The following is a 21,129-nucleotide window of genomic DNA, read 5'->3' on the forward strand; positions in this document are numbered from 1 at the left end:
GAATTCTAGAGTCGTGCCATGGAGACGCGACGCAGGGCGACGCACGATGGCCGGGAAAGCATCACGGCCTGGGTGTGGTGGGACGCCTACCGGGCCCACCGGCAGGGTCCGGCGGCCATCCGGAACCGGCAGCGGGCGCGCTTGGCTGAGTTGGTAGCGTACGCCCGGCAACACTCGGCTTATTACCGGGACCGGTACCAGAGGCTGCCCGAGCATGTCGAGGACGTCACTGCGTTGCCGGTGACAAACAAGGGCGAGCTGATGGCCCACTTCGACGAGGTCGCCACGGATTCGGCGGTGACCCTCGCGGGGGTCCAGGAGTTCGTGGCGGATCCAGCCCGGATCGGGCACCGCTTCGCCGGGAAGTACTTGGTGGCCACCACCGCCGGCACCACCGGCACCCGCGGCATCTTCGTGCTCGACGACCGGTACTGGGCCGTGGCCTCTGGCCTGATGGGTATACTCACCGCAAAGTGGTTGTCTTGGCGGGGTTTGGTGCGACTCATGCGCCGCGGGGCGAGGTCCGCCGAGGTGATCGCCACCGGAGGGCACTTCCTGTCCGTGGCCGCTGGCACCCGGGAGAAACAGGAGAAACCAAGGCGCCACCGCAACGTGAGAATATTCTCCGTTCACTCCCCGATGTCCCAGCTGGTGGCCCAGCTCAACGGCTTCGACCCGGCCATGCTTGGCGGCTACGCCAGTGTGCTGCGCCTGCTGGCCTCCGAGCAACATGCAGGGCGGCTGCACGTGCACCCGGTGCTGGTAGTCAGCACCGCCGAGGGGATGCCGCCGGCAGAGCGCGGCCGCTTGGAACGCGTCTTCGGGGCTGTCGTCCGGGAGGTCTACGGCTGCACTGAGTCCGGCTACTGCGCCTACGGCTGCGGCCAGGGCTGGCTGCACCTGCTTGATGACTGGGTGATCGTCGAACCGGTCGACGCCGACCAACGTCCCGTGCCGCCCGGAACAGTTTCGCACACAGTACTGATCACGAACCTGGCCAACCGCGTCCAGCCGATCATCCGCTACGACATCGGCGACCGCATCCTTGTCAGGCCCGATCCTTGTCCGTGCGGGGATCCTGCGCCAGCGATCCGGGTGCAGGGACGCGCCTCGGACGTGCTCATCTTCCCTGCCGCCGACGGCCGCGGTGTGGTGACGGTCCCGCCCCTGGCGCTGGGAACCATCGTCGACCGTATCCCAGGGGTGGAACTGTTCCAGATCGTGCAGACTGCCCCCACAAGCCTGTCGGTCCGGGTGCGCCCGAACGCGGACGCAGACACCGAACGAGTCCGTGCGGCAGTACGGGAGGGGATCGCCGCCTTACTCAATGACCTGGACCTGGCCCACGTGACCATGGAGCCGGCCTCCGAACCCCCGGAGCAGACCACCGGAGGCAAGTACCGCACCGTTATCCCCCTGCAGCCGACACCCGCGTCGTCGTGACCGGCGCATGCCACGCCCGCGCGGGAACTCACCGACCGGCGAGGATATGGCCCAGACAAACCGTTTCTCTCGATGGGCTCGCCCACGACCGGGACCTTCACGTCCCACTCGGCTTCCGCGGTCACCTTGGTGCCGCCGTCGGCGGGTTCGAACGTGAACCTCCATGTCGGCTTCTCCGCAAAGAAGTGGACCTGCGCGACGATGCGCTGACCGGGGACGACCTCGGTGTACTCGACACCGCCCACCAGGCGGAAGCCCAGGAGATGCGTGTGCAGGCGGCCCGAAGTGCCGACACCTTCTGGCTTGATGTCGACATCCGTCGTCACGCACCGCGGGCAGCACCATCATCTACGGATTCAAGGAACTCCCCGTCATCTGGCAACCTGCCTCAGGAACAGGCGGAGTCCCTCTCAAGCGCGTCCCGGCGGAACTCATGACGTGGTCCCCCGACTGGAAGCGCCGCTCCCGGGACCCGTCTGGATTGTCGCGGCGTGAAACTCTGCGATGACGCGGGCAAGCGGCTCGGCTGCCCTCCGGTTCGCGGAGTGGCCCTGCCCGCGCAGCACATGCCTCTCGGCACGGGGCAGCGTCCGGGCAAGGACGTCAAGCCTCCGGCGCAGATGGGCGGGGCTCTTGTTCCCACCGACCAGGAGAACGGGAGCCTGGATCTGTTCATATAGGTCAAGGCGGAGTCCGAGCTGTTCCAGCGCGGTGTTGTCGTCCATCTGCCGGGGCGCCAGGCGGCGCATCTTGGGACTGGCCCCAACAAACATGCGGACTAGTCCGGCCTGCCATTCCGGGAGCCCCACCATGTCACGGGTGAAAATCTGCATGGCCTTCCCGGGTTTGCCGGCGGCGATGGCAGCCTGGGCGCTGAGCAGCGCGGCACCGCCGACCGGGCCATCGATCCTCAGCGGTGGCTCGTAAAGGACGCCTCCAATGAACGACGTCGGGAGCGCCGCTAGAGCTTCGAGTGCAACCACGGCCCCGGACGAGTGCCCCACCACGAGCATGGGTTTGCCCACGCTTTCGACGAGGGCTTTGATATCGGCGACCTCATCGGCAATCGATGCCGGGGCACTTTTGGTGATGTCCCGCCGGTACTGCCGTCGCAGCACGGTCAAGACCCGGAACTCTCTCGCAAGGACGGCCGTAACTTTCTGCCAGGAACTGCCGTCGTCCATTCCCGGATGGACTACCAGGATGGTCGGTCCCTGGCCTGAATCAAGAGCGCGAACTTCGGTGCCGTCAGCGGAAATGGTTGTGATCAAGGGGATGCCTCCAATGGGTACCTGGCGCTAGCCGTGGGGATGTGCCGCGACGCGCTCACCTGGCGGACCGGACGGGAAGGTCGTAAGTGCGCCGGATGCTGTTGCCGATGCGGTTGATGTCCGTGCCGTAAATGTGGAGCGATATGCCCAGCCCAACACCCGAATTCCTCACACGATGGATGTCACCTGGCGGGGCGAACCCCGCGACCGCGCCGGTGTCGTCGGTCCGGGTTCCGGTCAGTTCGAGGAACCCGCCGGCCCCGGCCACGCGAAATCTCTCTTCGCACTCCTGTCCCGCCACCACCCCCACAACGCACCAGGACGTGTGATCGTGGATGCTCGTCGCATACCCCGGGCGTGTGATCAGTGCGACAACGGAGAAGGAACCGTCCGGTTCCACATGGAGTACCTGCCCGCGATCGGCGCCGTGCCGCGCTGCGGCGGGTACTGCCAGCAATACCTGCCTCGCGGAGGGTAGAACCGGCCGCACTGCCGCGGCGACCGTTTCGGCCAGGCACTCCCAGTCGCGCGGGGAACGCGTGTCCGCCCTGATAGCGGCGTAAAGATCTTTCAGGCCGGGTCTGGGCGCCGCCCGGCGGGCGTTGCCGTGCCGTGTAGCTGGTTTCATTTTGAGTTCCTTTCCAGGTGGCCTGCTGAAAGGCTAGGCCGCAGGGTGGCCCAGGTGTAAGGTCCGATTTCATGGCAGTTGATTGGTCCGGTTCGACGCCGTCGTTCCTGTTGGGACTTGACCGCGACAAGCGGGGGACGCTCGGAGACCAGCTGCAGGAGGCACTCCGGTCCGCAGTCCGGTCAGGGCGCCTCAGTCCCGGGGAACGGCTGCCCTCAAGCCGGAGCATGTCCAAGGAATTGGGCGTCTCCCGGGGCCTCGTCCAGTCCAGTTATGAGCAACTGGAAGCCGAGGGATACCTTCTGGCCCGCGGAGGTTCGGCGACCCGCGTCGCGTTTACCCCGCAATCGTCTGACGTCGAGGCTGGAGCGACGCCGACGGCGGCCGCCATGACCTACGACTTTTCCCCGGGCAGGCCCGACCTCCGCAGTTTCCCCATGCGGGACTGGATGTGGGCCTGCGGCGAGGTGGCCCGGTCGGCATCGGCCGCCGACATGGGCTATGCGGACCCCCGGGGGCTCGTCCAGCTGCGCGACGTCGTTGCATCCTACGTCCGGCGCGTGCGGGGAAGCGCAGCCGGAGCAGCCAACGTCGTGGTCTGCAGTGGATTCACGCAGGGCCTGAGCCTGACGCTCGCCGTGCTGGCCCGGCGCGGGATGCGTCGCGTCGCCGTCGAGGACCCCGGACATCTGGAGATGGCGGAGCTGATCAGGCGTGCAGGCCTTGAACCGGTGTTCGTGCCGGTCGACGTCGATGGGCTGGTAGTCGATGACCTCGCCGCGACAGCCGCCTCGGCAGTGATTGTCACCCCCGCGCACCAGACTCCGACCGGTGTTGTCCTGGCGCCTTCGCGACGGCAGGCACTGCTGACATGGGCGAAGGACTGCGAAGGGATTGTCATTGAGGACGACTACGACTCCGAATTCCGGTACGACAAGAAGCCTGTCGGATCGCTCCAAGGGCTCTCGGCGGATCGGGTGGTCAGCATCGGTTCGGTGAGCAAGTCCCTGGCACCGGCACTGCGGCTCGGCTGGGTTGTCGCACCAGGGGCTCTGGCCGCGGAAATGGCCGAGGAAAAATACCGGGCGGACCGCGGGTCGCCCGGACTCGATCAGTTGGTTCTCGCGCGCCTGATGGCGTCGGGAAGGTTTGACCGCCATCTGCGGCGCATGCGCGGAGTCTACGCCGGCCGGCGTGCCGCGCTGGTCGAGGCGCTGGCGGCTCACTCACCCGGAACGCCGCTCACCGGGCTGGCCGCCGGCTTCCATGCCGTGGCAGGACTCCCGCCGGGCACCGATGAGGGGGCGGTCATAGCGGCGGCCGCGGAGCGCTCCGTCGGCCTGCAGGGCCTCGCCCGTTACAGGTCCGATCCACTCAGCGGCCCGCCCGGGATCGTGTTCGGCTTCGGCGACCTCCGCGAAGCGTCGATCCGGACCGGAATAGCCGCCATTGCTGACCTCCTGAATTGAGACGTTCGCCGGGGAACGAGGCCGCGGCCAGGTGAGGCGCGCGTGAAGGGCCGCAGCTCGGCGAATTCGTGCTGCAGGAACGCGGGGTCCACCACGGCCGGCGGACTCCGATGCCACGTTCCGGGGCGCACGGCTGCAGCTGTAATCGCCGCAGTCTGCCAGATGAGTACGTTCGGGAGGTTGCTGAGCCACCGCAGGAGCTGCCGGTCCGAGACCACAGCAACGTCGGACGGTCTATCCCGGAATCCAGAAAAATGGATATGCGATTATGAGTCCTTATTCGGCTCGTCTCTTGCTTGAAATCATCTGTCGGCATCGGGCACTTTGTCTGCCGTGCGGTCCATACTGTGCGCATGATCGAGATCCGTCTACCCGCGGGGCTGAAAACCTACAGAACCCCTCGTTGCATACAACAAGGCCGACGGGCCTGTGGTCGTCGCATCGGCGATGAGCCGCGGTCACAATTCCTATTACTACCGCTACGGCTACCGGGGCTCCCAAGGCTCCCAAGGGCATCGACTGCATCGACTGCCTAGAGGCAGGCCGCGACGTTCGGGGAAATCGGCGTCATGGTCGCAAACCACGCGGGGGAATACCGCCGCCCCACGGCTGTGGGCCGCGTCAAGCCTACCCGCTACTCGGCCGCCCTACTGGGAGCGCTGGCGTACTCCTTCGCGGGCTTAGGCGTCCGGGAACCGGGTCTTGGCTTCGCCGCCGGGGCAGCGATCCACATCCGCGCCGACGTCCGCGCCGTCCACGGTCACGGTCCCAGACCACCCGAACTTATCGCCGAGACCGGTGAGCGCAGCGAGAGGGTAACGGGCGCTGACCTGCTTGTCTGCGGCCACGGCTCCGTTGGTGATGTTCTCCTGCTGGTTCGTCCCGAGGTTGTAAACGAAGTTGGCGATCTCTTGGCCGTCCCGGAACTTCGCTCCGATTTCGTAGCCTTTCTTGCCGTCTGAACTCCAAGCGGTCACGGAGTAAAGAACGGTGCCAGTCGTCGGAACGTTGGCAACCGTGTTGAAGACTACGAACATCAGCTTGCCGTCGCTAAGTAGCCGAACTTGGTCGATGTCAACAGCTTTGGACTTTGAGTCGCCCGCCGCGTCCTTGCACGTGGACTCACCGCTCGCAACTGCGGCAGAAGGTGTTGCCGTGGTGGCCGAGGCCGACGGACTCACCTTCGCATCGGCAGCGGTAGCCGCCCTACACCCTGTCACCGCCAGCACAGACACGGCCAAAATCCCCCAAAGTCTTCGCATGCGCTCATCTAACCACGGGCCAGCCCCCGCAGGTCATACTCCGCACATCGCCAGAGCGACTTAAGGCAGCGCCAAACTGCGTCTTTCTATCGAAAACGGGCTATGCCCCCCGACCTTGGTGGCGACGCTCAAACAGCTCGATACGGACCAACGAGGCAAGAGGGAGCGATGGCGTGATCCTCGTAGTTCCGATGCCCGTTCGGTGGGTTCCGCTGGTATGCCACTCGAGAGTAGCCTTGGGCGCGGCATGTCCGACGGCGGCTCGGCTCGCCCCGACGATGTTTCCGGCGTCGGGTTCCAGCCGTCCGGCACATGATTCTGGCACTCGAACATTGGCCAATCATTCCTTGCGCCGCAAAAGCTGGCGGCATCATTTCGACCAGGAGGGGCGGCCGTAAAAGCGCGTAGCCGCTAAGAACACGTGTTCTTAGCGGCTATCGCTGAAGGTCTCAGAAGCTCAGGACCTACACATTAAACCTAAATTCGACCACGTTCCGGCACAGAGTAACCTTTCATCCAACTGGAGAGCGGCTGGGAGCCAGTGGGCCACTGAGCTTACCGCCTTAGCCGACTTCCCCTCCGCGGGGTTTGGCCCGCAGGGTCGTCCGACGCCAGTTGGATGTCCGGGCAGACTGAATGACCAGGACTATGGCCGCAACCACGACTCCTACGAAAACCAGGCCCGCAGCGATTCTCGTCGCCCGCCGGGAAATGACGGCCGGGTTCACAGCCTCGGGAGATTCGATGATGGGCACGTCCCAGTCGTCCCTAGAGGGGAAGATTCCGGGCGGAAGCTTTTCCGCCCGCAGCTCGCGGCGGCCCGCGAGGCGGTTCCGGACTTCTTGATTGGGAGCGGGCACGGCGGAGTCTGCCGCGATCGCAGTGGGGAAATCAATGAGGTAGGGCTCACCGTAGAACGCTGAAGAGGCGACGGACTCCAACCACGTGGCCGGGGGTTCCGCGACGCCGCGGGCGGCGAAAGCGGACCGCAGCTTCTCAAGGATCTCGGCGAGGCTTTTGCCTTTTGAGTCCTTGCTTGCCTCGAAGATCGCAAGTTGAAGCTGCAGCTTCACGTCCGCAGCGGGGACCTGACCGGTGGGGTCCTGCCCGGCAGGATCCCCTTTGAGTGGCTCAGCATTCACGGCGCCGGACTTACTTGGGTCAGTGTTCATGGGCTTCCTTTCATCGTGGTTCTCCGCATCCCGCTCGCTGGGTGTGGCAAGGTCCCTGCTACTAACGCCACAGGCTACCCCCGTCGCGTATGCCTCGCCGCTGGGGCCGCCACTGCCGGCCTCATCCTCCGGCGACGACGAAGAGTCCGGCGACGCCGAGCGCATAGAGCACCAGCACAATAAGGGAATCGGCCCCCATCCTCGCTATGCGCCGCTGGGGCCGGAAAAGGAGACCCAGCAGGTACACGACGGTGAGCAGGATCGCCAGGGCCGTGAGATAGATGTCGGTGGCCTGGGCCTGCGGCAGGACCGCTTTGCCGGAGATGAGGACCGCCAGAAGGAAAAGAACCGGAAGGAAGGCGTTTCCGCCAAAAATGTCGCTGACGGCCAGCTTGTAATCACCCTGGCGTACCGACGCGAGGCCGGTGGAAATTTCCGGCAGGGACGTTGCCAGTGCCAGCACAGTGGCGCCGAAGAGCACACCGGAGAGACCGAGCTGGTCCGCTGCTGCACTGCCACTTTGTTCAAGCACTACGCCGGCGATCAGGGTGGCGACGGCGGCGACAGCAAAAACAGCAACAGAAGCGCCGGTGCCCTTTGTTTTCGTGGAGTCGCGCTGACTTTGTGCCTTGCTGTGGCCCCTGGGTTCGGATTGGCTTTCCGGGGCCTCGCCCTCCTCCTGCCAGGGAAGGTGTTTCTGCGCGCGCTGGACAAGTAACAAACCCACAACCCACACGACTGCGATCAGAACCGCACTCGGCGTCAGGCGCGCGAACACCACGCCTGATGGCATCTGGCTTCCGGCGATGACCACGGCGAGCACGGCGACGACAGTCACGGCCTCGATGACGAGCGTCAGGGACGCAGCCTTGTAGGTCAGGGGGTGCTTTCCCTTGACGCCGAAGACGTCCAGCACCACCAAAACTACCGTTTGCAACGCAATTCCGCCGAGGATATTGCCCACAGCGACTTCCAGGTCCCCGGAGATGGCGGCGCTGACCGTAATGGCCAGTTCGGGAAGATTCGTCGCTATGGCCAAAAGGATCAATCCGCCCAAAGCTGAGCCTAGATGGAATCGTTTATCCAGAATGTCGGTCTTCCTGGAGAGCTGGATGCCAGCGAACCAAATGACGACCGAGGCGCTGACGAAAATAACGATCAGAACCCACAGAGGCAAAGAGCCCATCACTACCACGATCCAATCCGGGCTCGCTGACCCACTTACGGAGCATTCAATGCGCTGCGCGGAGTTACCTCCGGCGGCCTTCGTAGCCTCGTCGCACGGAGGGAGTCCCAGGTGCCGGCCGAGGAGGCCTCCAGAACTTATTTCCTTTGCGCTTACGCAATGATAGCGTAAATGCAAGGAAAGTCCGTGCCGGCCGTCCGCAGGCACCCTCTTTAGAAAAGGAAACTCATGGACCAGGGTTCAACAGCCATCGTCCAGTGGCTGTGCTGGATATTCGCCGTCGCTAGCGCGGGCACAGCCCTCATTCGGGCAGGTGTCGCGTCCACCGCGGGACCCCGCATCGTACGGCAGACCAGCGGTGGCGTCGTCGGGCTCTGGATATTGTGCGCCGCCTCCGCTCTCACCGGCTTTATCCTCGCCGCTGCCGCCGTCCGGGCTGGCAGCTGAACAAGTACCACAGCGTGCCGGTGGTCCTCACCTAGGCCCCCTGCTCCCGATGACCATCACTGCCCCGCCGTGCGCCGCGGGCCGGCCCAACACAAAGAAAAGGAGGAAGAACCATGGCAACTGTTAGCGATTTTGTGGTCCAACGCGTCAAGGAATGGGGAGTCAGCCGGATCTTCGCTTTCCCCGGCGACGGGATCGGCGAGTTCGACGGTGCCTTGGAGAAGGCCCAGCGCGATGGAGCGGGACTTAAGTACGTGCGCCCCACGCACGAGGAGATCTGCTCCCTGATGGCAACCGCCCACGCCAAGTTCACCGGTGAAGTCGGCGTCTGCGCTGCCACTTCCAGCCCGGGCGCCTTCCACATGCTCAACGGCCTCTATGACGCCCAGATGGACAACCAGCCGGTCGTCGCGATCGTGGGCCAGCAGGGGCTGAACTCGCTGGGCACATTCACACAGCAGGAGAACAATCTCGAACGCGTCTTTGCGGATGTCTCTGTATATGTCCAGACGATCGTCTCGCCCGAACAGGCACAGGCTGTCGTTGACACCGCCTTCCGTACAGCCACGGTGCGGCTGGGACCGGCCGTAATCATCATTCCCCACGACGTGCAGGGAATGAAGATGCCTGATCTCACTCCCCAGAACTGGGTATCACGCTCCAGTGCCGTCTCCCCGTCCATCTCAATCGTCCCGCCGGCAAGTGAGATCGTGAAGGCCGCCGGAATCATCAATGCTGGCACTAAAGTCACGTTCATTGTCGGCCATGGCGCAAACGGCGCCACCGATGAGGTGCTGAAAGCCGCCGACCTTTGCGGCGCCGGCCTGATCACGGCCCTGCGCGCCAAACAGGTGATCCCCTCCGACGTGCCGCACCACTCGCAGCAGCTCGGTCTCCTCGGCTCCCTGCCCAGCGCACACCAAATGAGCGGGTGCGACACCCTGGTCTTCCTTGGAACCAACTACCCCTACAGCCAGTTCCTCCCGAAGAGCGGACAGGCACGGGCGATCCAGGTCGACCTGAAGCCGGAGCAAATGGGATTGCGCTACCCCACCGAACTCAATCTGTGGGGTGATGTGAGGGCGACCCTCACCGCACTCATCCCGCACCTGGAGGCGAAAACCGACCTCTCCTGGCAGAACACCGTCGCCGAGGAGATGCTCGAGTGGGAAAACGAGATGGAAGCCCAGGCGATGCTGACCTACAAAGACGGCGTCAACCCCAGGCGGGTCTACCAGGAATTGAACAAGCGCCTTCCCCCGCAGGCCATCGTCACCGCCGACGCCGGATCCACGGCGGACTGGTACGGCCACCACATCAGGCTGCGCCGCGGCATGCTTGGCGATCTTTCCGGCCGGCTTGCCAGCATGCTCGCCGCGATGCCTTACGCCACAGCGGCAAAGTTCGCCTATCCGGAACGCTCCGTTATCTGCACCATTGGCGACGGTGCCTTCCAGATGCTCGGCATGAACGAACTGATCACGATTAAGAAGTACCTGCAGGAATGGGAGAACCCGCAGCTGATCATCCTGGTTCTGCACAACAACGACTTGACACAGGTGTCATGGGAAATGCGTACCGAGGACGCCAATCCCGTGTGGCCCACCTCTCAGGACGTCCAGTCGATTGACTATGCCGGGTGGGCGGAACTGCTCGGCTTCACCGGCATCCGGGTCAAAACCGACAGCGAGGTCGCGGGCGCCTGGGACGCGGCCTTCGCACACCAGGGCGTCACCATCATCGACGCGTACACCAGCAAAAACGTCCCACCCCTTCCTCCTCACATCACCACTGAGTTCGCAAAGCACACAGCAGAAGCGCTTCTCAAGAAGGACCCCGACGAGATCGGGGTCCTGCGCGACTCCGCCAAGGCCCTGGCAGCCGAAGGAATCGAACGCATCAAAGGAAAGCTCCACCTTGGCCAGGACCGTGAAGAGAAGCAACACTAAGGCCCGCGATGGAGAGGAGACGGGAAAGATAGGTTCCGAAAGTACTCATCGGTAGCATGTGGCAGCTCTCCTCAGGCCGGCCAGTGCGCCAGCACCCGGGGGCCGCCGGAGCCGTCGCGTCCGCATCCCGGCCTGCCGGCGGCCCTTCAACAAGCGTCCGCGCGGGGCCCGACGTCGGACACTCCCGGGAGTCCCAGGACTTCTCCAGCAATTTCATTGCGGCCTCGCAATTGTTGCGTTTAGACTCGGTAGCATGCTTAGTAATTCGTTTCCAGGCTTTCCCCCTCACGCTTTACGTGAGTACGCGATGGTTGCCGACGGCGCCCGCGCGGCCCTGATAGGCCCCGGCGGGGACGTGGTGTGGATGTGCGCACCGCAATGGCAGGACGACGCGGTGTTCTCGGGACTCTTGGGCGGTCCCGGAACGTTCGCCGTGACGCCTACCGACCCGCACAACGTCTGGGGCGGACAGTACGAGGACGGAACCCTGATCTGGGTGAGCCGGTGGGTAACCGGCTCAGGAATTATTGAATGCCGGGAAGCGCTGGCGTACCCCGGGGATCCCACCCGTGCCGTGCTGCTGCGCCGGATCCGTGCCGTGCGGGGCCAGGCAACCGTGCGGGTGACGTTGGACGCCCGAGCGAACTTCGGCAAGCACAAGATGACCAGGCTTTCCTGTGAGGACGGTCTATGGACCGCGAGCTCCGCAGACCTCAGGATACGCCTCGGCGGCGCGGCGGGGGCGAAGGCGGGAGCGGGAGGACTCGAAGTGGTGCTCGAACTTGCCGAAGGCGAACACCACGATCTGGTTTTGGAAATCTCCAACCGCGAACTTCCCGCTGAGCCGGCGCAGGCCGCTCAGGCGTGGAGCGCGACAGAAAATGCGTGGCACTCGGCCGTCCCCCGCTTAGACAACACCATATCCCCGGATGACTGCCGGCAGTCCTACGCCGTTCTTCGCGGAATGACAGGGGTGGGAGGAGCCATGGTCGCCGCGTCGACCATGGGCCTGCCCGAACGGGCCGGGCAGAAAAGGAACTACGACTACCGCTACGCGTGGATCCGGGATCAGTGTTTTGTCGGCCAGTCGGTGGCGGCCTGCGAGATGTTTCCGCTGCTGGATGACGCGGTCGGTTTCGTTTCCGCCAGGCTGCTCACGGACGGGCCGGAAATGAAGCCGGCCTACACCACCGAGGGCGGCCGCGTCCCGGATGAATGGGATGTTGGGCTGCCCGGCTACCCCGGGGGGTCCGCTAAGGCCGGCAATTGGGTCAATAACCAGTTCCAGCTGGACGCATTCGGGGAGTCGTTGCTGCTGTTCGCCGCCGCTGCGGAGAATGACCGTCTGAACTTTGAGCACTGGAAGGCGGCGGAGATCTGCGCGGACGCCATCATGGCGCGGTGGCAGGAACCTGACGCGGGCATGTGGGAACTCGACAACAGGAGGTGGGCCCACTCCCGCCTCATCTGCGCCGCCGGGTTGCGCGCCATCGGCCGCAATGCCCCGCCGCAACAGGGGGCCACGTGGACCTCGCAGGCTGACGCCCTCTTTACCGATGTGGCCAAAGACTGCCTGCATTCCAGCGGACGGTGGCAACGGGCACCCGGCGACGACCGGGTCGATGCGTCCCTGCTTCTCCCGGTAATCCGGGGGGCCCTTCCGGCCGACGATCCCCGCTCCGTTGCCACTCTCAAAGCGATTCGGGACGATCTTGCCCACGACGGGTACCTGTACCGCTTCCGCCAGGACGGACGGCCGCTGGAAGAGTCCGAGGGCGCCTTCCTGCTGTGCGGCTTCGATATGGCCATGGCCCTGCACCAAAGCGGGGAGACCACTGAAGCGGCGCGCTGGTTTGAAAGAAACCGTGCAGCCTGCGGCTCACCGGGACTCTTCACGGAGGAGTACGACATTGAACAGCGCCAACTCCGGGGCAACTTCCCCCAGGCCTTCGTTCACGCAGCCCTGCTCGAAACATCCCGGCGGCTCGCCGATCCCCCTCCCCCTTGGCGGGGTCTGAATTCTGAGCAGTGAGCACCATCAACCATCTCCGGGCGACCTGCCCGGGCCAGGACGAGGAGCACTCATGAACACCTTCAAAGAGAAGACAATCGTTGTGACAGGCGCCAGCGGCGGCATCGGACGGGCGACGGCCATCGCCTTTGGCAGACACGGCGCCTCCGTCGCCCTTCTGGCCCGGGGCGAGGCAGGGCTGGCGGGCGCAGCAAAAGAAGTCGAAGGCTCGGGCGGCCGGGCGCTGGCCATCGCGGTGGACACGTCCGACTATGATGCCCTCGACGCGGCAGCAAGCCGCATTGAGCAGGAACTGGGACCGATTGACATCTGGGTCAACGTTGCCTTCACTTCCGTGTTCGCCCCCTTCGCCGAGATCAAGCCGCAGGAATACAAACGCGTCACCGACGTCAGCTATCTGGGATACGTCTACGGAACAATGATCGCGCTGGACCGCATGAAGAAACACAACCGGGGCACCATCGTCCAGGTCGGCTCGGCGCTGGCCTACCGGGGCATCCCGCTCCAGTCCGCCTACTGCGGCGCCAAGCACGCCATCCAGGGCTTCAATGAATCACTTCGCTGCGAATTGCTGCACGACGGGAGTCCGGTCAAAACGACCATGGTGCAAATGCCTGCGGTCAACACGCCACAGTTCAGCTGGGTACTTTCCAGACTGCCGAACAAGGCCCAGCCGGTTCCGCCGATCTACCAGCCGGAAGTCGCTGCCCGCGGGGTACTCTTTGCCGCCGCCCATCCGCAGCGCCGGGAGTACTGGGTGGGGGCAAGCACCGCAGCCACCCTGATGGCGAACGCTGTGGCCCCCGGACTGCTGGACAGGTACCTGGCCCGGAAAGGATTCGCCTCCCAGCAGAGGCCGCAAAGCCGCGACCCGGAACAGCCCGTCAACCTCTGGGAACCGGCCGACGAGGACCGGGATTTCGGAACTCACGGGGCGTTTGATGCCCGCTCGGCGGCGCGGAGCCCTCAACTATGGGCCTCCCACCACCACGGCACCGTCCTGGCGGCGGCCGGTGCCACCGTGTTGGGTTTGTGGGCATTCGGCGGGGCGCTGCTGGGTAGGACAGGCCGGTGAGGGCGATGGAAGCCACCCGGGCGGCGTACGGACTGTGCCAACTGGCCTTTCCGAGCATGATCTTCCGTCTGGCGCTCGGACACCAGCCGGACCGGCGGGTCCGCGCAGTGGTCCGTATTCTTGGCGCCAGGCACCTCCTGCAGGCGCTGGTCATTAGCGCGGCACCTGCCTCGCGGGCTCTGCACCTAGGCTCCGGTGTGGTGGATTCGTTGCACTCGGCCAGCATGGTGGGCTTGGCGGTTACGGATCGTCGGCGCCGCAGGGGCGCCGCTCTAGACGCTGTGGTTGCAGGCCTGTTCGCGGGTACGGAATTTGCCTTTGGCAACCGGATCAGGCCGCGCCGGCCCGCAGCGCTCCCGCCCACGGGCCGCAGCCAGGGGAGGTGAAACTATGCCTGATTCAGCGGTGGAGGGCCAGGGCGAAGCGCCCGTCTTCGGTTTCAGTTTCCCCGGAGGCATTCACGAACGCGTTCATGGCCTCGGCCAGGGATTTCCGGGCCTGTTCGGGCAGGTGTTCCAAGACCGCTGCTATCGCTTCACGGCGGTGTGACATGACCTGCTCCACCAGTTTCGTGCCTTTGGCGGTGAGGACCAGCTTGGACAGTCGGCGGTCCTGCGGATCCTCTCCGCGTTCAATCAGCCCGGCCTGGACGAGCCTGTCGCACGTACGTGTGGCGTTGGATGGATGGACGCCCAGTTCGACGGCCACAGCGCCAGGGTTTTGCGGGCCGCGGTTCGCGATGAGCACCAGCACCCGCAGTTGCGGCGTCGTCACTACGTCTTCTACCTCTGCCACTGACTGTGCGGCGACCCGGAGGAGGACGTTGGCTGCCCGGACCACCGAATCCACCTCGCTGCCACCCAAGGACACCGTCCGCGGAGCGGCGGAATGTTCTGCATTTTCTGAATGTGCCACACCACGAGTATCCAACCATCTGTTGCGCAAGTGAAATATTTGCGCCGTGGCAGAACCAGCTTGACGACAAAGGAACGCCATGAAGACACCAGTTACACCCGCGGAAACCGTTCACGGGATAGACCGGATGATCCGCAACGTGGAAACCGGCCGCTTCGAGCGGTCCCTTTCCGGTCTGACTGCGGCCGGCGCCCTCGTGACCGCCGCAGAAATCTACTTTGAGCATGACAAGGCAAGCTTCGGCAACAAACTAATGTGGATCCCTGTTGCCCTAGGCCCGGTCGGCGCAGCCGCCGGCATCGCCGGAGTGTTCAGTAGGCGGATGGCCAAAACCGCACTGCCTCTGGCCTCCGCCGCGATTGTCGCAAACGGTCTGCAGGGAACGTATCTGCACGCCAGGGGCATTGCGCAGAAGCCCGGCGGATTTTCCAACCTGAAGTACAACATGGAAATGGGGCCGCCGCTGCTGGCACCGCTTTTGGTGACCCTCGTGGGCGGCATGGGCCTGCTCGCCGCGGTGCTGAGGAGGGAAAAGTGACGGCCCTGCCGCTGGACCCGAAGGACGGAGGCGGCCGCTTCCCCGGCTTCGATGCCCAGGGGCAGTCCGGGCACTGGGACCAGGTGACGCAAGGTGTCGTACTGACACGCCTCGGCCGGCCGGCAGATCTGCGGTTTTTCAACCCTGCGGAGGAGGCCGCAGCGAGGGCGTTGTTTGATCAACTGCTGGACCAGCGCCAGGAGCCCCGGGTCCCGGTGGCCAATATGGTCGACTCACGTTTGGCCGAGGACCAGACCGACGGCTGGCACTACGAGAGCATGGAACCGGACCCGGCGGCCTGGCGCAGCACCCTCGCGGCGCTGGACGCCGAGGCCCGGGCACGGAGCGGGAAAGCGTTTTGCGAGCTGTCCTGGGATGATCAGGAAGCCCTCCTGACGGACATTCACGACGCCGAACAGTGGCGGGGGCGGCAGTCATCGCAGGTATGGAGCCTCTGGACCCGGTATGCGTGTACTGCCTTCTACTCCCACCCAATGAGCTGGAATGAGATTGGATTTGCCGGGCCTGCCTATCCCCGCGGATACAAGAACCTTGGGCTGGACGCCCGTGAGCCTTTTGAGGTAGCCGACACCCGCCCCGAACAGGACCCGGCCCGTCCCAATACAAAATCCGGGAAACGGCGGCAGCACTGATGGCCTCGGTAAAAGATCGGAATGCCTCGGCATGGCTTCTGCCCCCCGTGCCAGGAACAAATCATGCCATGCGTACCGACATGGCCCGGTTCCGGGACGAAGATGAGGTCGACATAGTTATCGTCGGGTGCGGCGCGGGCGGCTCTACCCTCCTGCAGCGCTTGGCCCGGGCCGGCTGGAACGCCGTCGCCCTGGATGCGGGCCCCTTCTGGGACCCGGAGCGCGACTGGGTCAGCGACGAGGCGGCCTCGCACCACCTGTACTGGACCGAACCGCGGGTGATCTCCGGAGACGATCCGGTACCCCTCGGCTCAAACAACTCGGGCCGTGGCGTGGGCGGCTCCATGGTGCACTACGCAGGCTACACGCCCCGGTTCCACCCCAGCGACTTCCATACCTACAGTGCCGACGGGGTGGGCGCGGACTGGCCCCTCGAGTACGAGGATCTTAAGTCGTACTACGAGGACATCGAAGGCGAACTTCCGGTGGCCGGGGAACACTGGCCGTGGGGCGATCCACATTCCTATCCGCACAGCCCGCATCCCGTCTCCGGGAACGGTGAACTCTTCCTGCGCGGTGCACTGGCGTGCGGCGTCACGGCCAAGGTGGGCCCGGTCGCGATTTCCAACGGCCGCTTCGGCAACCGGCCGCACTGCATCTACCGCGGCTTCTGCTTGCAGGGCTGCAAGGTTAACGCAAAAGCCTCACCCCTGATCACCCATATCCCGGATGCCCTGCACCACGGCGCTGAAGTACGGGCTGACTCGATGGTGACCAGGATTGAAGTAGACGACACCACAGGCAAAGCCACCGGCGTGCACTATGTCCGCCACGGCCGCACGCGCTTCCAGCGTGCCCGCGTGGTCGCCGTCGCCGGCTATTCCATCGAGACTCCCCGCCTGCTGCTCAACTCCACTTCCAAGCGTTTCCCGGACGGGCTGTGCAATGACTTCGACCAGGTGGGGAGGTACCTGATGGTCCAGGGGGCGCCTCAAACGGCCGGCAGGTTCGACTCCGAAGTGCGGATGTGGAAGGCGCCCCCGCCGGAAGTCAGCTCCGAAGACTTCTATGAGACAAACCCGTCCAAGCCCTACAAGCGCGGGTTCTCGATACAGACGGTATCGCCGCTGCCCATCACCTGGGCCGAACACGTCGCCGCCCAGGGTCATTGGGGAGCAAAGTTGCGCGAATACATGAGCGACTACGTGCACTGGGCCTGCCTGGGGGCACTGTGTGAATTCCTGCCGCAGGCGGACAACCGCGTCACCCTGGCGCAGGAAAAGGATCGGAACGCGATGCCGGTCGCGCACTTCCACTACTCCCAGTGCGACAACGACCGCCAACTCATGGGCGCCGCCCAGGAAGCCATGGAAAAGGTCCTGAAAGCCGCAGGGGCCGACGAGGTCATCACCATCAAGCGCTACGCGCACTTGGTGGGCGGGGCCCGGATGGCGGCGGACGAGCGCCACGGCGTCGTCGACGCCGATTGCCGCAGCTTCGCCGTACCCAACCTCTACATCACCGACGGTAGCGTAATGCCCACCCAAGGAAGCGCCAACCCGGCATTGACCATCATGGCGGTCGCAGCGCGCACCGCTGAACGGCTGATCGCGGGCGGGGCCAACAATGCGGCCTGAGCGAACCACCGGCCGCGTATCCGGGCCGCCGCCACCCAAGGAACGGACCATGCCAAAACAACAGTTCGAAGATTACCTGCTGAACCGATCTCGTGAAGCCAGAACCAAACTGCAGGTATTCCTTCCGCACAGGAAAGGCTGAGCCATGCGCCCCACGGGAACCACCGATCCGGCCCTCACCGGCCTGGACGTCAGCACCTACACGATTCCCACCGATAACTCCGAGGCAGACGGCACCTTCGCCTGGGACGCCACCACGATGGTGGTGGTCCGGACCAGCGCCGGCGGCTGCGAAGGGCTTGGCTGGACCTACGCTCCACCCTCTTGCGCCCAGCTGATCACGGGATTGCTGGCGCCAGCCGTCTCCGGACGATCTGCGTGGGACACCGGAGGAGCCGCGCTGTCGATGCTGCAGGCCGTGCGCAATTCCGGCCGCAGCGGGCTCGCCGGCTACGCGATCTCCGCGGTGGACTGTGCCCTGTGGGACTTGAAAGCACGCCTGCTTCACCTTCCCCTGTACCGCCTCCTCGGAGCGGTGCGCGACGAGGTCGACATTTACGGCAGCGGCGGGTTCACCACCTACTCCCGCCAGCAACTGCAGGACCAGCTGGGGGGCTGGGTGCACGGCCAGCACATCCCACGGGTCAAAATAAAGATCGGACAGGACCGGGGGAACGCCATTCCCCGGGATTTGGAGCGCATTCGTCAGGCCAGAACCGTCATAGGAGACGACGCTGAGCTGTTCGTAGACGCCAATGGTGCCTATACGGCAAAACAAGCGGTGAGGGTTTATCAAGCGGCCGGCGACTCCAGGCTGGCGTGGTTTGAAGAGCCTGTCTCCTCCGACCACCTGGCCGGCCTGCGGACCGTCAGGGAGGCGATAGCTGCCGACGTCGCCGCGGGTGAATACGGTACAGATCTGTTCTACTTCGAGCGCCTGTGCCGGGCCGAAGCCGTCGACTGCGTCCAGCTGGATGTTTCGCGCTGCGGCGGTATCACCCAATGGCTGCGCATCGCAGCCGTGGTTGCAGCGCACGGGCTTCAGGTGTCCGGGCACTGCGCACCGCACCTGAGCGCGCACGCAGCCGCCGCGACGGAGAACTTCCGGCATCTGGAGTGGTTCCACGACCACGTCCGGATCGAACAGACGTTCTTCGACGGGACCTTGGACCCTGCGGGCGGCGCAATCATCCCCGACAAGCACTCCCCCGGCAACGGACTCACCATTCGCACGTCCGACATCGAGAAGTACCGGGTGGGCTAGGCGCACCAATACCCAGACGGTCGGCAAGGAGGATAGCGCTGATGTCGGCACGAACGAGGGCCGAAGCATCAACCGGCCATTCCCGACGCCACTCATGTCCGGCTCTACGCGCCGGGCGCAGTGACCGCAACGGGGTAGTCAGCCTCAGAACACAGAACCGAGTCACAGGTGCCCGGGGTGCGGCCGAAGCAGGAAACAGACTGAGCCATGGCTGATACCGATACCCCTGACGCCCGCGCCGAGCACCGGTGGCCAGCGGTGATTGGACTGCTCGTCGCGCTGGGCCTGTACGCCGCGCTGCCCAGTTCCTTCCTTCCGTGGCTCAGGTATACGGTGGTCGGCGTTGGTCTGACGATGCTGATCCCGCTCGTGCGCCTGAATCCGCACCGGTTCCACAGGGAAACGCGGTGGTCAAAAAACGTCGCCACCGGGCAGGCGCTGCTTCTGGTCGCCGCAAACGAGGTGGCCCTAGTACAGGTGGTCATCCGGCTCACCACTTCGGGCAACAACGATGGCCCGGTAATCCTGCTGGCTGCTTTGCAGATCTGGGTCACCAACATCATTGCGTTCGCCCGGGCTTTCTGGGAGATGGACCGAGGTGGCCCTGTTACGCGCCGCCACGCCGAACGCGAGGACATGCCGCCAGCAGACTTCCGCTTCCCCCAAGACGAGGACCGCGACGCCGTTGAGGAGGTCGCTTCGAGGTCCTCCGAGCGGACCGGGTGGGTCGCATCGTTCATCGATTACGCATACTTCTCGCTCTCCAATTCCATGGCCTTCAGCCCCACCGACACCATGCCGCTGTCTGCACGGGCAAAAGCCATGATGGGCGTGGAGGCAGCGGGCCGACAGGCTCCCCACGGCGCGCCAGCCAAACACGACCGCACTCGTGAACGGCCGCACAAGAGCGGTCCGAGACAAACCAGTACTGGACGGCTCACCCTTGCCCCCTGACAAGGAACGCCTACATATCAGCTGTGATGTCCGGGATACAGATCAGAGCGGATCCAACCAACGAGCGAACTCGATGAATTCAGGCAGAAAACCCCATTTAGGCTCAACACGAGACGTTGAGCCGGAACTCAACTACACATTGAAGCGGAACTCCACCACGTCGCCGTCGGCCATCACGTATTCCTTGCCTTCAATGCGGACCTTGCCGCGGGCCTTCGCCTCTGCCATGGAACCGGCTTCCATGAGGTCCTCGAAGGAGACCACTTCGGCTTTGATGAAGCCACGCTGGAAATCCGAGTGGATCACGCCCGCGGCCTGCGGGGCGGTGTCGCCCTGGTGGATGGTCCAGGCACGGGTTTCCTTGGGACCTGCCGTGAGGTAGGTCTGGAGGCCGAGGGTGTGGAAACCTACCCGGGCCAGCTGATCCAGGCCCGATTCGTCCTGGCCGTTCATCTCCAGCATTTCGCGGGCTTCCTCCTCGTCCAGCTCAACGAGGTCCGATTCGAGCTTCGCATCGAGGAAGATGGCGTCCGCAGGGGCCACGAGGGCCCGCAGTTCGGCCTGTTTTTCCGAACTGCCCAGGATGCCTTCGTCGGAGTTGAAGACGTAGATGAAGGGTTTGGCGGTCAGGAGGCTGAGTTCCTTCAGGTGCTCCATCTCAAGCTTGTCACTCTTGACGGAGGAGAAGATTGTGTCGCCGCGTTCAAGGACTGCCTGGGCAGCTTTGATGGCTGCCAGCTCAGCGGCTTCCCGCTTCTTGATCTTGACTTCTTTTTCGATCCGGGGGATTGCCTTTTCGATGGTCTGGAGGTCGGCCAGGATCAGCTCGGTGTTAATGGTCTCCATGTCGGAGCGGGGATCGACCTTGCCGTCGACGTGGATGACGTCCGGATCATCGAACACGCGCACAACCTGCGCGATGGCCTCGGCCTCGCGGATGTTGGCGAGGAACTGGTTCCCCAGGCCTTCGCCTTCCGAGGCGCCCTTGACAATGCCGGCAATATCGACGAACGATACCGCCGCAGGCAGCAGCCGCTGGGAGCCGAAAACAGCTGCGAGCTTCTCCAGGCGGGAGTCCGGGAGGCTAACGACGCCGACGTTCGGTTCGATGGTGGCGAACGGGTAGTTCGCTGCAAGCACCTGGTTGCGGGTCAGTGCGTTGAAAAGAGTTGATTTGCCGACGTTGGGCAGTCCGACGATGCCGATAGTAAGAGCCACGATCATCTATTCTACC

19 protein-coding genes and 1 pseudogene are annotated in these 21,129 nt (G+C 64.5%); 12 read left to right on the forward strand and 8 right to left on the reverse strand.

Features of this window, described 5'->3' with window-relative positions:
• Window positions 1–18: 18 nt before the first annotated feature.
• Window positions 19–1,443 (forward strand): phenylacetate--CoA ligase family protein, encoded by a 1,425-nt coding sequence (locus ACP4XC_RS17335; RefSeq protein WP_427171814.1) that lies wholly within the window; start codon window positions 19–21, stop codon window positions 1,441–1,443.
• Between the two features lie 122 nt (window positions 1,444–1,565).
• Here the strand turns inward: ACP4XC_RS17335 and ACP4XC_RS17340 are convergent.
• From ACP4XC_RS17340 to ACP4XC_RS17350, 3 genes and pseudogenes are all read right to left on the reverse strand, one after another.
• Window positions 1,566–1,769: pseudogene (locus ACP4XC_RS17340) on the reverse strand (SRPBCC family protein); the annotation flags it as partial.
• A gap of 105 nt (window positions 1,770–1,874) precedes the next feature.
• Complete coding sequence (locus ACP4XC_RS17345) at window positions 1,875–2,714, reverse strand: alpha/beta fold hydrolase (protein WP_427171816.1); 840 nt, start codon at window positions 2,712–2,714, stop codon at window positions 1,875–1,877.
• A gap of 55 nt (window positions 2,715–2,769) precedes the next feature.
• Window positions 2,770–3,342, reverse strand: a complete 573-nt coding sequence (locus tag ACP4XC_RS17350; RefSeq protein WP_427171818.1) for a hypothetical protein — start codon at window positions 3,340–3,342, stop codon at window positions 2,770–2,772.
• A gap of 71 nt (window positions 3,343–3,413) precedes the next feature.
• Here ACP4XC_RS17350 and ACP4XC_RS17355 point away from each other — a divergent pair, with 71 nt between their 5' ends.
• A complete protein-coding gene (locus ACP4XC_RS17355) occupies window positions 3,414–4,811 on the forward strand; it encodes a PLP-dependent aminotransferase family protein (RefSeq protein ID WP_427171820.1) in 1,398 nt (465 codons plus the stop codon).
• A 680-nt stretch (window positions 4,812–5,491) separates the two neighbouring features.
• Here the strand turns inward: ACP4XC_RS17355 and ACP4XC_RS17360 are convergent.
• From ACP4XC_RS17360 to ACP4XC_RS17370, 3 genes are all read right to left on the reverse strand, one after another.
• A complete protein-coding gene (locus ACP4XC_RS17360) occupies window positions 5,492–5,992 on the reverse strand; it encodes a hypothetical protein (RefSeq protein ID WP_427171822.1) in 501 nt (166 codons plus the stop codon).
• A 644-nt stretch (window positions 5,993–6,636) separates the two neighbouring features.
• Complete coding sequence (locus ACP4XC_RS17365; protein WP_427171824.1) at window positions 6,637–7,245, reverse strand: hypothetical protein; 609 nt, start codon at window positions 7,243–7,245, stop codon at window positions 6,637–6,639.
• Between the two features lie 121 nt (window positions 7,246–7,366).
• Window positions 7,367–8,431 (reverse strand): sodium:calcium antiporter, encoded by a 1,065-nt coding sequence (locus tag ACP4XC_RS17370; RefSeq protein WP_138770395.1) that lies wholly within the window; start codon window positions 8,429–8,431, stop codon window positions 7,367–7,369.
• A 228-nt stretch (window positions 8,432–8,659) separates the two neighbouring features.
• Here ACP4XC_RS17370 and ACP4XC_RS17375 point away from each other — a divergent pair, with 228 nt between their 5' ends.
• From ACP4XC_RS17375 to ACP4XC_RS17395, 5 genes are all read left to right on the forward strand, one after another.
• Complete coding sequence (locus tag ACP4XC_RS17375) at window positions 8,660–8,878, forward strand: hypothetical protein (protein ID WP_427171826.1); 219 nt, start codon at window positions 8,660–8,662, stop codon at window positions 8,876–8,878.
• Between the two features lie 113 nt (window positions 8,879–8,991).
• The gene (locus ACP4XC_RS17380; RefSeq protein WP_427171828.1) at window positions 8,992–10,827 is read left to right on the forward strand and encodes a thiamine pyrophosphate-requiring protein; all 1,836 of its coding nucleotides are present in this window, start codon (window positions 8,992–8,994) and stop codon (window positions 10,825–10,827) included.
• Window positions 10,828–11,080: 253 nt separating this feature from the next.
• On the forward strand, window positions 11,081–12,859 hold the full coding sequence (locus ACP4XC_RS17385) for a glycoside hydrolase family 15 protein (RefSeq protein WP_427171830.1): 1,779 nt from the start codon (window positions 11,081–11,083) through the stop codon (window positions 12,857–12,859).
• A 52-nt stretch (window positions 12,860–12,911) separates the two neighbouring features.
• A complete protein-coding gene (locus ACP4XC_RS17390; protein ID WP_427171832.1) occupies window positions 12,912–13,934 on the forward strand; it encodes an SDR family oxidoreductase in 1,023 nt (340 codons plus the stop codon).
• Entirely contained in the window at window positions 13,931–14,320 is a 390-nt protein-coding gene (locus ACP4XC_RS17395) for a hypothetical protein (protein ID WP_427171834.1), read from the forward strand. Before ACP4XC_RS17390 ends, ACP4XC_RS17395 begins: the two co-directional genes overlap by 4 nt.
• 13 nt (window positions 14,321–14,333) lie before the next feature.
• Here the strand turns inward: ACP4XC_RS17395 and ACP4XC_RS17400 are convergent, their stop codons facing one another.
• Window positions 14,334–14,849, reverse strand: a complete 516-nt coding sequence (locus ACP4XC_RS17400; RefSeq protein ID WP_427171836.1) for a MarR family winged helix-turn-helix transcriptional regulator — start codon at window positions 14,847–14,849, stop codon at window positions 14,334–14,336.
• 79 nt (window positions 14,850–14,928) lie between these two features.
• Between ACP4XC_RS17400 and ACP4XC_RS17405 the strand changes: the two genes are divergently transcribed.
• The 5 genes from ACP4XC_RS17405 (at window position 14,929) to ACP4XC_RS17425 (ending at window position 19,895) form a co-directional block, all read left to right on the forward strand.
• Window positions 14,929–15,387, forward strand: a complete 459-nt coding sequence (locus ACP4XC_RS17405; protein WP_427171838.1) for a hypothetical protein — start codon at window positions 14,929–14,931, stop codon at window positions 15,385–15,387.
• Window positions 15,384–16,040, forward strand: coding sequence for a gluconate 2-dehydrogenase subunit 3 family protein (locus ACP4XC_RS17410; protein ID WP_427171840.1), 657 nt, complete (start codon window positions 15,384–15,386; stop codon window positions 16,038–16,040). Before ACP4XC_RS17405 ends, ACP4XC_RS17410 begins: the two co-directional genes overlap by 4 nt.
• Before the next feature lie 68 nt (window positions 16,041–16,108).
• A complete protein-coding gene (locus ACP4XC_RS17415; protein WP_427171842.1) occupies window positions 16,109–17,677 on the forward strand; it encodes a GMC family oxidoreductase in 1,569 nt (522 codons plus the stop codon).
• A 145-nt stretch (window positions 17,678–17,822) separates the two neighbouring features.
• Complete coding sequence (locus ACP4XC_RS17420) at window positions 17,823–18,941, forward strand: enolase C-terminal domain-like protein (protein ID WP_427171844.1); 1,119 nt, start codon at window positions 17,823–17,825, stop codon at window positions 18,939–18,941.
• A 207-nt stretch (window positions 18,942–19,148) separates the two neighbouring features.
• Window positions 19,149–19,895 carry a hypothetical protein gene (locus ACP4XC_RS17425; RefSeq protein ID WP_427171846.1) on the forward strand — a complete coding sequence of 249 codons (747 nt, stop codon included), beginning with the start codon at window positions 19,149–19,151 and terminating at the stop codon, window positions 19,893–19,895.
• Window positions 19,896–20,027: 132 nt separating this feature from the next.
• On the opposite strand, the gene ychF is transcribed toward ACP4XC_RS17425, so the two are convergent.
• On the reverse strand, window positions 20,028–21,113 hold the full coding sequence (gene ychF / locus ACP4XC_RS17430) for a redox-regulated ATPase YchF (RefSeq protein ID WP_427171848.1): 1,086 nt from the start codon (window positions 21,111–21,113) through the stop codon (window positions 20,028–20,030).
• Window positions 21,114–21,129 lie beyond the last annotated feature (16 nt).

Origin of the sequence: Arthrobacter sp. 92, assembly GCF_050260325.1 — a bacterium.
Lineage (GTDB): Bacteria > Actinomycetota > Actinomycetes > Actinomycetales > Micrococcaceae > Arthrobacter.